The 14,138-nt window shown below is 70.4% G+C and carries 12 protein-coding genes; 4 read left to right on the top strand and 8 right to left on the bottom strand.

Annotated features, from left to right (window positions below):
- Positions 1-3 precede the first annotated feature (3 nt).
- Positions 4-255 carry a hypothetical protein gene (locus tag ACNPQM_RS12215; RefSeq protein WP_418083985.1) on the bottom strand — a complete coding sequence of 84 codons (252 nt, stop codon included), beginning with the start codon at positions 253-255 and terminating at the stop codon, positions 4-6.
- A gap of 410 nt (positions 256-665) precedes the next feature.
- On the opposite strand from ACNPQM_RS12215, the gene ACNPQM_RS12210 reads away from it, so the two are divergent.
- The gene (locus ACNPQM_RS12210) at positions 666-1,688 is read left to right on the top strand and encodes a glycoside hydrolase family 3 N-terminal domain-containing protein (protein WP_418083984.1); all 1,023 of its coding nucleotides are present in this window, start codon (positions 666-668) and stop codon (positions 1,686-1,688) included.
- A 150-nt stretch (positions 1,689-1,838) separates the two neighbouring features.
- Here ACNPQM_RS12210 and ACNPQM_RS12205 read toward each other — a convergent pair whose 3' ends face one another.
- Positions 1,839-2,447 (bottom strand): helix-turn-helix domain-containing protein, encoded by a 609-nt coding sequence (locus ACNPQM_RS12205; protein ID WP_418084045.1) that lies wholly within the window; start codon positions 2,445-2,447, stop codon positions 1,839-1,841.
- A gap of 154 nt (positions 2,448-2,601) precedes the next feature.
- Here ACNPQM_RS12205 and ACNPQM_RS12200 point away from each other — a divergent pair, with 154 nt between their 5' ends.
- Positions 2,602-3,591: an alpha/beta fold hydrolase gene (locus tag ACNPQM_RS12200; RefSeq protein ID WP_358856078.1), complete on the top strand. Its 990-nt coding sequence runs from the start codon at positions 2,602-2,604 to the stop codon at positions 3,589-3,591.
- Between the two features lie 278 nt (positions 3,592-3,869).
- Here ACNPQM_RS12200 and ACNPQM_RS12195 read toward each other — a convergent pair whose 3' ends face one another.
- Positions 3,870-4,853, bottom strand: coding sequence for a LuxR family transcriptional regulator (locus ACNPQM_RS12195; protein ID WP_418083983.1), 984 nt, complete (start codon positions 4,851-4,853; stop codon positions 3,870-3,872).
- Positions 4,854-5,095: 242 nt separating this feature from the next.
- Between ACNPQM_RS12195 and ACNPQM_RS12190 the strand changes: the two genes are divergently transcribed.
- Positions 5,096-6,508 carry an aminopeptidase P family protein gene (locus ACNPQM_RS12190; RefSeq protein ID WP_418083982.1) on the top strand — a complete coding sequence of 471 codons (1,413 nt, stop codon included), beginning with the start codon at positions 5,096-5,098 and terminating at the stop codon, positions 6,506-6,508.
- A gap of 265 nt (positions 6,509-6,773) precedes the next feature.
- Here the strand turns inward: ACNPQM_RS12190 and ACNPQM_RS12185 are convergent, their stop codons facing one another.
- From ACNPQM_RS12185 to gcvPA, 5 genes are read right to left on the bottom strand one after another with little or no spacing between them, the layout of a single operon-like run.
- Positions 6,774-7,415 (bottom strand): GntR family transcriptional regulator, encoded by a 642-nt coding sequence (locus tag ACNPQM_RS12185; protein WP_358856075.1) that lies wholly within the window; start codon positions 7,413-7,415, stop codon positions 6,774-6,776.
- 49 nt (positions 7,416-7,464) lie between these two features.
- Positions 7,465-8,211, bottom strand: a complete 747-nt coding sequence (locus ACNPQM_RS12180) for an SDR family NAD(P)-dependent oxidoreductase (RefSeq protein WP_358856074.1) — start codon at positions 8,209-8,211, stop codon at positions 7,465-7,467.
- A 48-nt stretch (positions 8,212-8,259) separates the two neighbouring features.
- Positions 8,260-9,684 (bottom strand): ATP-NAD kinase family protein, encoded by a 1,425-nt coding sequence (locus tag ACNPQM_RS12175; protein ID WP_418083981.1) that lies wholly within the window; start codon positions 9,682-9,684, stop codon positions 8,260-8,262.
- Positions 9,681-11,273 (bottom strand): aminomethyl-transferring glycine dehydrogenase subunit GcvPB, encoded by a 1,593-nt coding sequence (gene gcvPB / locus ACNPQM_RS12170; RefSeq protein WP_418083980.1) that lies wholly within the window; start codon positions 11,271-11,273, stop codon positions 9,681-9,683. Before gcvPB ends, ACNPQM_RS12175 begins: the two co-directional genes overlap by 4 nt.
- Positions 11,270-12,661 (bottom strand): aminomethyl-transferring glycine dehydrogenase subunit GcvPA, encoded by a 1,392-nt coding sequence (gene gcvPA, locus ACNPQM_RS12165; RefSeq protein ID WP_418083979.1) that lies wholly within the window; start codon positions 12,659-12,661, stop codon positions 11,270-11,272. The genes gcvPB and gcvPA overlap by 4 nt, the downstream gene beginning before the upstream one ends.
- Before the next feature lie 137 nt (positions 12,662-12,798).
- Here gcvPA and ACNPQM_RS12160 point away from each other — a divergent pair, with 137 nt between their 5' ends.
- A complete protein-coding gene (locus tag ACNPQM_RS12160; RefSeq protein ID WP_418083978.1) occupies positions 12,799-14,136 on the top strand; it encodes an ABC transporter substrate-binding protein in 1,338 nt (445 codons plus the stop codon).
- The last annotated feature ends 2 nt before the right edge of the window (positions 14,137-14,138 follow it).

Genomic DNA, 14,138 nt, shown 5'->3' with positions numbered 1-14,138 from the left:
CCGTCACAGGGTCAGGCCGTACGACAAGGACGGATCGGCTGTCGCGATTTCGATCAGGCGGTTGTCCTTGGTGACGTGTTCGCCTCGTGCGGGGGCGCCGGAGTTGATCTGCCCGCAGCCGACGCCGACGACGAGGTCGGCGATGAAGGCGTGCTCGGTCTCGCGTTCAGTGAGTCGTACCCAACCGTCCCAGTCGTCCTCGTCGAGGCCGTCCTCGATGGAGCAGATCGGAAAGCGGCCGTAGATTCCCCACACCCGCCAAGGGGCGAACAAGTACCCAATAACGTACGGTGTGATGAACGCAGCAAGCCGGGCTCGCCGTGACGAAAGCGGCTACGCAGCGCGCGGCAGTCCCGGCTCGTCGAGGCCGGGAGAGAAGCATGAGAATACGCGTCCGGCAGCGGCCCAGGAGCCGCCGCTGCACAGCTCTGCGCACCGGGGTCCCGCTGGTCACCCTGGGGCTCGCCGTCACAGGCTTCGGTGCATCGGTCCCGCCCGGGGCAACAGCCGAATCCCCCCGATCCCTCGCTGCCAGCCTTGGCACACGAGACCCGGGTGCCGCCAGTGCACTGCAGAGCCGTACCAGCAGTGATGCTGCCCCGGCCACCGCGACTACCGCCCCGTCGGTACCTGCCGCCACCTGCACCGACCGATACCTGTCCGGCATGACCGCTGCTCAACGGGCCGGACAGCTTTTCATGGGCGGAATCTCCGCGGCCCACCCCGATCAAGCTCAGCTGCGCACTCTGCGCAACAACCATGTGGGGTCAGTCATGCTGACCGGCCGCAGCACCGCCGGTACGACGGCGACCAGAAAGCTCGTCGACGGTTTCCGAGGCCAGACGGATCGGATCGCCGACCGGCGGGTCGGCCTCCTGGTCGCGACCGATCAGGAGGGCGGCCGGGTGCAGGTGCTCAACGGCCCCGGCTTCTCGGCCATCCCCAGCGGCCTGACCCAGGGCAGCTGGCCGACCGCGACGCTGCGTACCCAGGCCGCCGGATGGGCCAAGCAGCTCAAGGCTGCTGGGGTCAACCTGAATCTGGCACCGGTCGCCGACGTCGTCCCGGCCGCTCTGGGTACCCGCAACATCCCCATCGGTTCCTTCCAGCGCGAGTACGGCCATACCGCGGACACCGTGACCTCCCACACCGGCGCCTTCGCCGCCGGCTTCGCCCAGTCGGGCGTGATGACCACGCTCAAGCACTTTCCCGGGCTGGGCCAGGTGATCGGCAACACCGACACCACCGCCAACGTCGTGGACTCGGTGACGACCACCGGCAGTTCCAGCCTCACGCCGTTCCAGGCCGGGATCCGGGCCGGGTCACCTTTCGTGATGGTCTCGTCGGCCACCTACACCAAGATCGACCCCAAGCACCTGGCAGCCTTCTCACCGACTGTCATCGATCACCTGCTGCGCAGCCAACTCGGCTTCAAGGGAGTGGTCATCTCGGATGACCTCGGGAACGCGGTCGCGGTACGGTCCTTCAGCCCTGCCCAGCGGGCCGTGAACTTCATCGCGGCCGGCGGAGACATGATCCTCACGGTGCAGCCGAGCACCGTACCCGCGATGACACAGGCCATCCAGGCCCGGATGCGGCAGGACGCTGCGTTCCGGGCCAAGGTCGACGACAGCGTGCGGCGGATACTCGACGCCAAGCACAACGCGGGCCTGCTCAACTGCAGCTGAGGCCTTGACGCAACAGCACGACTCGTAACGACTCGTACTCCTTCCTGCTGCCCGAGATGCCCGGCGGCCTGCGCCCGCTGCGCGATGCGGACGCCGCCGAGGCGTGAAGCCGCAGGCACCGTCGCGGGGGCCCGGACGCTGTGCTCCGCGCTACCGGGCCCCGCGGCCGAGGGCTGGGGTGCGCGGTCGTAGGCGCTCTCCCTGCGGCCCGAACATGATCAGGTATTCGACCGGTCCGCCGGGTCCGGCGTTCGCGACTCCGTGGGCGGTGCGGGTGTCGAACTCGGCCACGTCCCCGGCGCTCAGGACGAGGTCCTGCTCGCCGAGCGCCAGCCACAGCCGCCCGTACAGGACGCACAGCCATTCGTACCCGTCGTGGGAGACCTGCCGCGGCCGCGCCGGCGGCGCGTCGACGGCGGGCAGGACGTGCTTGTGGGCGTGCAGGCCCCCCACGTACCGGGTCAGCGGCAGCACCGCCTTGTCGTCGCCGGGACGCTGCGGCATCGGGGTGCGCGGTCCGGCCGCGGCGACGGGTGCGGTGCCGGCCAGCTCGTCCAGGGAGATGTCGTACGCCTTCGCGAGCTGCAGCAGCACCTCCAGAGTCGGCTTGCGCCGGCCTGTCTCGATCCGCGAGAGCGTGCTCAGCGAGATGCCGGTCGCGCGGCTGACGCCGGTGAGTGTGGCGCCGCGCTGCTCGCGCGCGGTCCGCAGCCGGGGGCCCATGGCCGCCAGCGTGTCGGCTGTGCCGTCGTCCGTCACCGTCACCGTCGCCCCAATCCCTCCGGCCGTGCCGCTTCCACCACACCGCCCTGTCCTGCCAGTTTGCCAGAATGGCAAGCGTGCTCGCGTCGGGCGGCCGCAGCGCCGCATGATCGGTGGGTAACCGCGACCGCCCGTGAACCGAGGAGAAGCGATGCACCATCCCGCGCCGTCCGCCGACCTGCGCCACCGCACCATCGAGGCACCCGCCGGGCGCCTGCACCTGGTCGAGCAGGGCTCCGGACCGCTGGTCCTGCTCGTCCACGGTTTCCCCGAGTCCTGGTACTCCTGGCGCCGCCAGCTCCCGGCCCTCGCCGCGGCGGGGTACCGGGCCGTGGCGCTCGACGTGCGCGGCTACGGCCGCTCCTCCAAGCCGGCCGCGACGGACGCCTACCGGATGCTCGACCTGGTGGAGGACAACGTCGCCCTGGTGCGCGCCCTGGGTGAGGAGCGGGCGGTGGTCGTCGGGCATGACTGGGGCTCCAGCATCGCCGCGGCCTCCGCCCTGCTCCACCCCGAGGTCTTCCGTGCCGTCGGACTGCTGAGCGTCCCCTACGCGCCGCCCGGCGGCCCCCGCCCCACCGACATCTTCGCGCAGATGGGCGGCGACCAGGAGTTCTACGTCTCGTACTTCCAGGAGCCCGGCCGGGCCGAAGCGGAGATGGAGCCCGACGTCCGGGGCTGGCTCGCGGGCTTCTACGCGGCCCTGTCCGCCGACACCATGCCCGCCCAGGGCGAGCCCGACCCGCACTTTGTGGCCCGCACCGGCGGCCGGTTGCGTGACCGCTTCCCCGGCGGCAAACTGCCCGCCTGGCTGACCGAGGACGACCTCGACGTGTACGCAGGGGAGTTCGAGCGCACCGGCATGACCGGGGCCCTCAACCGCTACCGCAACATGGACCGCGACTGGGAGGACCTCGCCCAGTACGGTGGCGCCCCGATCAAGCAGCCGTCCCTGTTCATCGGCGGCGCCCTGGACGCCTCCACGACTTGGATGGCCGACGCGATCGACGCCTACCCAGCCACCCTCCCCGGCCTGGCCTCCACCCACATCCTGGACGGCTGCGGGCACTGGATCCAGCAGGAGCGTCCCGAGGAGGTCAACCGACTGCTGACCGCCTGGCTCGCCTCCCTCCAGGACTGAATCGTCGGCTTGTGCCGGCCGGGCTCCGTCGCAGGAGAACCCCGGCCGGCACACCCGAGGGGGCAGCGCCCGAACCTCACGCCCGTTCAGCGCCGTGCGTTCCCCGGCGCGAGCAGGCTGGTCGCCTCGGCGACGGCCTCCGCCGACGGCTTGACCGGCCCGCGCGTGCGGTCCTTGAGGAGCCGCGCGGCGCACCTTCGGCTGGGCGCCCTTTGCGCGCACCGGATCGACCGGCGACGACGCGTCGTCCCCGGTCGGGGCAGACAGGCATGCCCCAGTCACAGCCATCCGCAACGTTGCGCCTGCAGAGCCATCTGGAACCGGCTCGTGGCACCCAGCCGGGCCATCAGGATCTGCACCCGGCGGAACAGTGTGCGGCGGCTGATTCCGATCTCCCGGGCGATGACCTCGTCGCTCGCACCCCCGGCAAGGAGCCACAGCAGGCGGCGGTCGGCGGGCAGCAGGCCGCCCGGCCGGACGGTGCGGCCGTGGAAGGGCAGTGCGTTCTGCCATGCCTGCTCGAACAGTGCCACGAGCGCGGAGAGCAGTCCGCACGGCTGCACGACCAGCATGGTGTTGTGCACATCGGCCTCCTTGATCGACAACGACACGAGCGCGTACGCGTCGTCGATGATCACGAGCTTGACCGGCACCGACGGCAGTACCCTGGCCTGTTCACCGGCCTCGATGCACGGTTCGATGACCGCCTCCAGCTGGCCCGGATGCTCCAGCGACTCCCGCGAGTACACGACACGCTGCGTCACACCGCGGGCGAGGGTGGCCAGCGAATCGTCGGTGGCGCCGGAGAGGGGGAAGTACGGCGGCGAGTCGAACTGCCGGATCTGTTCGCGGGCACTCGCCCAGGCCTGGCGCATCCTGGGGCCGATGGCTTCCCCGGTGACGACTTCGACGAGATCGTTGTTGTACGCGGCGAGCCGCTGCCGCCGGAACGACTCGAACGCGCCCCCGACGGTGATGCGCGACTCGTCGAGCTCGGCTGCCCGGTGCCGGCCGAGGATCTCCAGCCCTGCGCCGGGCGGAACCGGGGCCACCACGTCCCGCCCCTCCACGGCGGCACTGGCCAAGCCTGCGTCGACCAGTTCGCCGTATGCCGCGGCGAGTTCCGCGCCGTCCAGAGCTGCCGCGGCCCCGACCGTGCTCAGCGGAGCGGGCGCCAGCTCCAGCAGGGCCATATAGAGCCCGCCTGCCTCGTGACCGATCCCCAGAAGCCGAAGAGCTTCGCTGAGCTTTGCGTTTGCCATGTGAGGCATTATCGACGGCTTTCGTTCGTTCCGGGCGGGCGGTTCGGACGCCCGATGGCCGATCTGTGCCACTGGCAGTCTTCGGCACCCGGTGAGCGCGATGCGGGGTACCGTCCGGGAGCCGCCGACGACCGGTGGCAGCGAGTGCGCCTGGGGCTGCACCGGGAGGGAGTTCGGCCTGTCCGCACGTGCCTCTCTGCCCCTGGCCCTCTGAGGAACCCACCCAGAAGAAGGTGTATGAAGTGGCGAAAGGCCGAAAGAACGGTCTCTACCAAGGGATCTCCGAAGAGCTGTCCGCCCTGATGCGGACGGGGTGGGCCGACACCGAGCGGCACGGTCTGCAGCTCAGCGAGCAGGCTCCGTACGCGGCCCGCCGCCGCGCCGCGCTCTCCGCGCGCTTCCCCGGCGAACGCCTCGTGATCCCCTCGGGGAATCTCAAGGTCCGCTCGAACGACGACACCTACCCGTTCCGGCCGTACTCGGGCTATGTGCACATGACCGGGGACCAGGCCCGGGACGGCGCTCTCGTCCTCGAACCCCGAGCGGACGGCGGCCACGACGCCTACTGCTATCAGCTGCCGCGGGACAGCAGGGACACAGACGAGTTCTGGCTCGGCTACACCGCCGAACTGTGGATGGGCCGGCGCCGCTCCCTCGCCGAGTCGGAGCTCGTGCTCGGTCTGCCCTGCCGAGACGTCCGCACGGCGGCCGACGACCTGGCCGCCGCCTCCGGCACGCCGACCCGGATCGTCCGCGGCATCGACCCGGCTCTGGAGGCTGCCGTCACCACCGACGAAGAGCGCGACGCCGAACTGGAGGAGGCGCTCAGCGATCTCCGCCTCGTCAAGGATGCGTGGGAGCTGGCCGAGATGGGCAAGGCTGTGGACTCCACTGTGCGCGGATTCACCGATGTCGTCGGCGAGCTCTCCCGGGCGATCGCGTCGTCCGAGCGGTGGATCGAGGGCACGTTCTTCCGCCGGGCACGTCTGGAGGGCAACTCCGTCGGCTACGGATCGATCTGCGCGGCGGGCGAGCACGCCACGATCATGCACTGGACGGAGAACGACGGCCCGGTGCGCCCCGGCGACCTGCTCCTGCTCGACGCTGGCGTGGAGACGCACACCCTCTACACCGCCGACGTCACGCGCACCCTCCCGATCAGCGGTACCTTCACGCCCGTGCAGCGCAAGGTCTACGACGCGGTGTACGAGGCCCAGGAGGCGGGCATGGCCGCTGTCAAGCCGGGCGCCCAGTACCGCGACTTCCACGAGGCGTCCCAGCGCTACCTGGCGGCGAAGCTGGTCGAGTGGGGCTTCATCGCGGGCCCGGCCGACCAGGCGTACGAACTCGGCCTGCAGCGCCGGTTCACCATGGCGGGCACCGGCCACATGCTTGGGCTCGACGTCCATGACTGTGCGGCGGCCCGCAACGAGGAGTACGTCGACGGCGTGCTGGAGCCGGGCATGGTGCTCACCGTCGAGCCCGGCCTGTACTTCCAGCCGGACGATCTCACCGTGCCCGAGGAATGGCGCGGCATCGGCGTCCGGATCGAGGACGACCTGGTCGTCACCGACGGCGGCCACGAGAACCTGTCGGCCGGACTGCCGCGTGCCGCGGACGAAGTCGAGGCGTGGATGGCCCAGTTCGCCGGCTGATCGGGGCGGCGTGCGTGGTGGGCGACGTACGGCCCCGGGCGGGCGCGGCAGCGTGCACCGTGTCCGGGGCGCGTTCCGCGTCCGCGTCGGCGCCTCGGGCGATCTCCGTGGACGGCTGACCGTTGACCGGACTCGGGCTGTCGAAGTACTGGCCCAGCCGGCTCCTCACGTCCGATCCACGGTGATCGGACCCCGAATGGAGGGTGCGGGTCGAGCCCGGGGCCCGACCCGCACCACGGCTTCACCAGGGACCTGCCGCACGGGGTCAGTCCTTGAGGTGTTCCAGGATCCGGTGCATTCCGCTGTTCCAGTTCTCCTTGAGCGCCGCGACCGCCGCGTCGAGGTCGCCGCGCTGGAGGCACTCGGCGATCCGCTCGTGCTCCACCGCGGAACGTTCCAGGATGTCCTGGTCGCCCAGGGCCACCCGCTCGTAGCGGTGCATCGTCACCTTCAGGGAGGTAATGAGCTTCATCAGGCGGTCGTTCGTGCAGCCCGACAGGAGCATGTCGTGCCACGCGTCGTCGTACCGCTCTATGACGTCGAGCGGTGCCTGCGGGGCCGAGAACGCGCGCGCCTCCTCGAGCAGCCGGGGAGCCGTCGCCGCCAGATGCTCGGGGTCGCTGGACTCCAGGGCCAGCGCCTCCAGCGTCGCGACGATCGCGGACAGGTCACGGAATTCCTGCGCGCTGAGCGGTGTGAAGCGGAAGCCCTTGCCGCGCTCACTGGTGATGACGCCCTCACGCTCCAGCGTGATCAGGGCTTCGCGCAGCGGAGTACGGCTGACGCCGAGCTCGGTGGCGAGCTGTCCCTCGTTGATAGGTTCACTGGTCGCGATCGTGCCGCGCCCGAGGCGCTTGATCAGTTCCTCCTTGACCTGTTCGCGCAGCGGGCGGTTTTCGATTGGCATGTGCGGCTGCCCTCCCCTTCGGTGCGGTCGATTATCCGCTACCCGCGGGTCACGCGGTACCGGCGCCGTCGACCGGGATGATCGCCCCGCTCAGGAACGCCGAGGCGTCCGAGGCGAGGAACGCCACGGTCTGGGCGATGTCGCGGGGCTGCCCGATGCGTCCGAGCGGACGGTCGGCGGCGTCGGCGTAGAACGCGTCGGAGCTCTCGCCGAGCTGGCGGGCCTCCTCGGCGAGCATCCCGGTCGCCGTGTCACCGGGGCAGACGCAGTTCACGCGGATGTTGTCGGGGCCGTGGTCGATGGCCATGGCGCGGGTCATGTTGACGACGGCGCCCTTCGACGCGCAGTACGAGACGGCTCGGCCGCCGCCGCGGATGCCCCAGCCGGACCCGGTGTTGACGATCGAGCCGCCGCCCTGCGCGGCCATCCCCGGGATCACGAGGCGGCTCATCAGCATCACCGAGCGGATGTTCACGGCCATCACCAGGTCCCAGTCGTCCTCGGTGATCTCACAGACCGTGGAGCGGCGGATGATGCCGGCGTTGTTGAAGAGTACGTCGACACCGCCGAATCGCTCCTGCGCCGTGTTCACGACGGCCTCGCAGTCCTCGCGCCGGGACACGTCGCAGCGTACGAACGTCCCTCCGGTGTCCTTCGCCGTCTCTTCGCCGCCTTCCGTGTCGATGTCTGCGATCACCACGCGGGCGCCGAGTTCGGCGAGGACCTGGGCGGTGGCGCGGCCGATACCGGCTCCGCCACCGGTCACGAGGGCGCGCTTGCCGTCAAGAGAGATCATCTTGGGCTCCTTCTGGGACGTGGAGGTACGGGTTTCAGGGGTGTCGGGTCAGGTCGCGAGCGGGTACAGCGACGTACGCCGCCTGCCGGTGATGACAGGGATGTGGCCGGAGAGTTCCGCGTCGAGTGCGTCGTCGCCGGTGTCGAGGAGGAGGGGGCGGCCGCCGAGCGCGGACAGTTTCTGTTCGGTGCACAGCACGAGCAGATGCTCGCGGCCGCCCGCCGCGCGCAGGACCTGGGGCGAGATCTGCTGATTGCCGCGGCCGAGGAGGAAACCCTGGCCACCGATGGGGGAGAGCGCGATCCAGGCCGGACCGAGTGCGAGAAGGGTGTCCTCGTCGGCGTCGCGGGCCACGACCCGCGGCGGTTGACCGGTGCGCAGGCTGAGCACGCCGACCCCGGTGAGGGTGACATCCGCGCCGAGCGCGGCCGCGACGGAGCGGGTGGTACTCCCGGGGCCGAGTACCAGCAGCCCGTCGCCGACGCGCTCGGCAACGTCGGTTGCGATGCCGCCGACCGCCTCCGGCGCGGTGGCGGTGCTGCCGGTCTTGCGCTGCTGTACGCGTACCGGCACGTCGGGGACGGGGAGCCAGCCGAAGAGCCGGGATGTGACGCGGCCTTCGCTCAGGGCATCCTCGTCGCGGTCCATCACCTCGGCGTCCCGCAGCCGTACGGCGCCCGGGCGGGAGACCCATGCAGCGGCGACCTCACCCGCGGCGCGCGGGCTGACGGCGAAGACGGCCGAGTGCATCTTCACACCGGTCGGCACGCCGAGGACGGGGCAGGGCGCGTCTCCGAGAGCGGCGAGCACGTCCCGTGCGGTGCCGTCGCCCCCGGCGAAGAGGAGCAGATCGACGCCTTCGTCGACGACGGCGCACACCGCGGCTGCTGTGTCCGCGGCCGAGGTGTCCCGACCGTCCTCGGCTGCGTACACGACCCGTGCGGGAAGCCCGGCGGAGGTGACGGAGTCGGCGCCGAGGGAGCCGGCGGCCGTCACGACGAGGACGCGGGAGTCCGGGGGCGGGCCGGCCGTGCAGGGAGGCGGCGCGCCCCCGGGCCGGCCGTTGAGCGTGTCCGGCGCGGGATGCGCGGGGAGTTCGGTCCTGCCGACGGGTGCGTGGAGAGCGCCTGTGGGCGCGTCGCCCGGGACTTCGGACGGGGCATGCGCCGCGCCTGCCGATCCGTGGCGGCGCCCGTCCGGGACATGGGTCGCCGAACTGGCGCGCGGGTTCGCTTGTTCGCCGGGTCCGAGGTCGCCGGGCACTTGGATGGGGGGCCCCGCCCCCGTTGAATCGCCCAGTCGCAGCGCCAGTTCACTCAGCGCGCCCGCCGCGCGCGCCCCGGCCAGAGGATGCGCCCCGAGTGAGAGTGCCACGCGGGGGCGCTCCGAGCCGTCGGTGCCGCCGAGGCCGACCCGGCCACCGAGGCCGGCGATCGGGTTGACTACCAGGCCGATCCTGGGCAGCCGGGTCAACGGGTCGCCTTGCCGAGAACCTTGCGGCGGTAGGCGCGCCAGGAGACCGCCCACGTCGCGGGGTCGTCGAGGGCCTCAGGGCGTACGCGGTGGATGGTCGAGCGGTGCGGCGCCGTGCGTACGGTCTCCGGGTCCTCGTAGGCCTCGCGGGCGATCTCCGCGAGGATCGCCGCGTACTCGTCGAGGTCGGCGCGCGTGTAGGACTCGGTCGGCTCCAGCGTCATGGGTTCGGGCACGACGTACGGGTGGTGGCTCGTCCAGTAGTGGGTGCCGAAGTCCGCGGCGCGCAGGCCGATGTCCTCGGAGTGCAGGCCGGTGTCCTCGTGAAGCTTCTCCCAGCTGTAGCGGACCTGCTCGACGCGCGGGCGCCCGGCCGCGTAGGGGATCGAGACGCCGGGGATCTGCCGGACCTTGTGGAGGAGGTAGTTGTTGTTCAGGACCGCCGTCTCGGCGGCGGCCCGCAGACCCTCCGCGCCGAGCGACATGATCCACGCGTAGGCGCGGACCAGGTTCGGCACGACCCCGTAGAACGGTCGCATCTTGCCGACCGACTCGGGCCGGTCGTCGTCAAGCCGGTAGGCGGACCCGTCGAACTCGACCGTGGGGCGGGGCAGATACGGGGCGAGGTCCGCGGTGACCGCGCATGCGCCGGCCGCCGGGCCGCCGCATGCGTGCGGTGTCGAGAACGTCTTGTGCAGGTTGAAGTGGCACAGGTCGAATCCCGCGTCCCGCGCCCGCGTGATGCCGAGGATGCCGTTGGCGTTGGCCTGGTCGTAGGAGCACAGTCCGCCTGCTTCGTGCACGATCCGTACGAAGTCCTCGATGCGCGGGTTGTAGATGCCCGTGTCCTCGGGGTTGGTGATGAGGAGGGCCGCCGTGCGCGGGCCGACCGCCGCCTTGAGGGCTTCGATGTCCGGGTAGCCGTCGGCGTCCGGGTGGAGAGTGATGACCTTGAAGCCGGCCGTCTTCGCACAGGCCGCGTTCGACGGGTGGGAGAAGATCGTCGTGATCACCTCGTCGCGCTGCTCCAGCTCGCCGCGCGCGGCGAAGTAGGCACGGATCATGGCGACGTTCGTGTATATCGCCGCGGAGCCCGCGCCTGGCTGGAGCGAGACCCGGTCCATGCCGGAGATCTCCTTCAGGAGCTGCTCCAGGCTGTGAATGATCCCGAGGACGCCCTGCACGGTGTCCTCGTCCTGGAGCGGATGCAGCGCGGCGATCCGCGGGTCGCGTGCGAACTGGTCGTTGACCTTGGGGCTGTACTTCATGGTGCAGGTGCCCTGGCCGACGTCGATGTTGAGGTCTGCTCCCAGGTTCTCCTGGGACAGGCGCAAGTAGTGGCGCAGGACCTGCTGTTGGGACATTTCTGGCAGGGCTGGTGGCGTCGCGCGGCGTAGTGCGGCGGGTATCTCCACCTGGTCGATCGACGGATCGGCCGCTGGTACGAGAATGCCTCGCTCGCCCGGCGAACCCAGCTCGAAGATCAGTTTCTCGTCCCAGGAGGCCTGCTGGAAACGGCGGAGGCGCGGCTTGTCGGCGACGCGGGCCTCCTCGGGGGAGACGGACACGGGTGCGTGCGGAGCGGTCACTTGACGATCTCCTCGAGGGTCGCGGCGAGTCGGTCGATGTCGGCCTTGGTGTGGACTTCGGTGACGCAGTACGCGGCCTCGTGCGTGCCGGTCGGTGTGCCGCCGAAGATGCCCCGTTCCTTGAGGCCGGCGCGGATCTCGGCGGCGGTCCTGATGCTCGTGTAGCGGACGGTGAAGTCGGCGAAGTGCAGGGCGTCGCCGTACGGGACCTCGATGCCGGGCACCTCGGCGAGGCGTCGGCGGGCGTACGCGGTGAGCGCGAGGATCGTGTCGCCGATCTCCCGCATGCCCTGCGGTCCCATCAGCGCGAGATAGACCCCGGCGCCGATGCCGTGCAGCGCCGCCGCCGTGCCGACCCACTCCTTGCCCTCCTCGCGCAGCGCGAACGACGTCCGCTCGTAGGCGACGTCACCGAAGCCGTACTCGCCCTCGACGGTCGTCGGCACGAGTCCGAACAGGCGTGACGGGTACTCGGCGACCAGCGTCTTTTCGTCCCGTGTGGCGATGAAGCCCGCGTTGCCGCCGCCGAAGCTCTGGTGGAGGCCGAGCGGCTGGATGTCGCCGCACGCGATGTCCGCGCCGTACGCGGAGGGCGGCGCGAGCACGCCGAGCGTGAGCGGATTGCAGCCCACGACGTACAACGCCCCTGATTCGTGGGCGAGTTCAGCGAGACGTGGCAGCGCCTCGTCGATGATTCCGAGCGCCGAGGGCGAGTCCGCGTACACGGCGGCCGTGTCGCCGGCGGCGAGTGCGGCGCGTACGGCGTCGAGGTCGGCGCAGCCGGTGTCCGGGTCGACGGGCACGACCGTCACGTCGTGGTCGGGGCGTACGTAGTCGCGTATCCGGGAGAGCTTGTCGCCTGCGAGGGCCGTGGCGACGATCACGCGGCGGCGGCCCGTGATCCGGCCGGCCATCCGCAGCGCGGTTCCCGAGGCCTGAAAGCCGTCGTACACCGGGACGTTGACGACCTCGACATCGAGGAGCTCGGCCATCATCGACTGGTACTCCCACAGTGCCTGGAACCGGCCGTGGTCCTCGTAGGGCTCGCCCGCGTACGCCGTCAGGAACTCGCTGCGGTTGACCACCTCGTCCACGACCGCCGGTACGTGGTGCTGGTAGCAGCCGGAGCCGAGGAAGCTGAGCGCCTGCCGTGTCGAGGTGTTGCGTCCGAGCAACTCATTCATGTGGCGGGTGAGTTCGGCCTCCGAGCGCAGCGGGGTCGGCAGGTCGAGGGGGCGGTGCAGCCGGATGGAGTCCGGGATGTCGGCGTAGAAGTCCTCGACGCTCGCCGCGCCGATCTCCTCGAGCATCGCCTGCCGCACGGCGGGGACCGCGTTCGGGATGTAGGGGTGGATGTAGGAGGGGGCGGATTTCTGGGGTGACGTCATGCCGCGCCTTTCGCGTGAGCCGACTCAGTCGATGGACCACAGCAGCAAAAGTCTTTGGGTGTACGCCTCTTGACGGCGGGGTCCGTCATTCAGTGTTCTGAATACAGAATTAGGCATTCAGGCTCCAGGAGGCAAGAGTGTCAACGAGACCCACCCGACGAGTTGTTCTGGCCGCAGGTCTGGCGACCGCGGCAACGTCCCTGGTCAGCGCGTGTGCCATGGGCGGTTCGGGCGGCGGGGGCGCCCGCGGCATCAGCGGCAAGGAGGGCGACAAAAAGGGCAAGGTCGGCGGAAAGATCACTGTCTGGTCGTGGGACGTGGCCGCCAAGGCCATGAAGCGACTGGCCCATACCTTCGAGGAGCGCCACCCCGGCACCACCGTCGATGTCGTCGACATCGGGTACGACAACGCCTACGACAAGATCACCGTTGGCCTGCGCGGCGGCTCGGGCCTCGCCGACGTCCTCACGGTCGAGGGCAGCTACATGCCGCGCTACACAGGCAACTTTCCGAGCGGCTTCTACGACCTGACGAGCCTCGGCGGCCGCTACGGCGGCGACTTCGACCGCGCCGCATGGCGCACCGTCACCGGCAAGGGCGGCGCCGTCCTCGCCCTGCCCTGGGACATCGGCCCCTGCGCGCTCTATTACCGAACGGACCACTTCCGTGCCGCCGGAGTCGACCCCGAGTCTCTGCTGACCTGGGACGACTACGTGGCGGCGGGTGTACGGATCAAGGAGACCACCGGCCGCAAGCTGCTCATCATGGACTCCACCGACGCGGGCATCCTGCCGATGCTGCTCCAGCAGCAAGGGCAGTCCTACTTCAAGGGTGGCCGGGTCGCCGTCGACACCCCCGAGGCCGTGCAGTCCATGACGCTGATGAAGACCCTGCACGACAAGGGACTCGTCGCCTACGAGAAGGGCTGGGACGGGCTCGTCACCGGCACCAAGGAGGGCAAGGTCAGCACCACGCCCACCGCCGCCTGGTGGACAGGCACGCTCACCGAGGAGATGCCCGAGCTGAAAGGGAAGTTCGGGGTGGTTCCCCTGCCGGGGTTCACCGCCGACGGCATCCGCACCTCGAACATCGGCGGCTCCACTCTCTGCGTTCCCGCGCAGAGCAAGAACCCACGTCTGGCCTGGGCGTTCATCGAGTTCCTGCTCACGGGCAAGGCGAACCAGGTCTCCATGCTGAAGCGCGAGGGCCTGTTCCCGGCATATCTGCCCGCGCTCGACGACCCGTATCTGAGCGCGGAACAGGGGTACTTCGGCGGCCAGGCAGCCCTCGACGTGTTCGCCCGCCTCGCCCGCAACATCCCGCCGGTCGAGAACAACAAGGACGACGCGAAGGCATCCGACATCATGATCTCCGCAGTCACCGGTGTGATGCTGCGGAGCAAGGACCCGCGCGCCACGCTGAGTTCGGCGGCGCGGCAGATCGCCGCGGCCACCGGACGCGAGAGGGTGAAGTAGCC

The sequence above is a fragment of the Streptomyces sp. NPDC056231 genome (assembly GCF_048270745.1).
Lineage (GTDB): Bacteria > Actinomycetota > Actinomycetes > Streptomycetales > Streptomycetaceae > Streptomyces.
The sequence above is the reverse complement of the archived record's forward strand: the minus strand, read 5'-3'. Positions and strand labels throughout refer to the sequence as shown.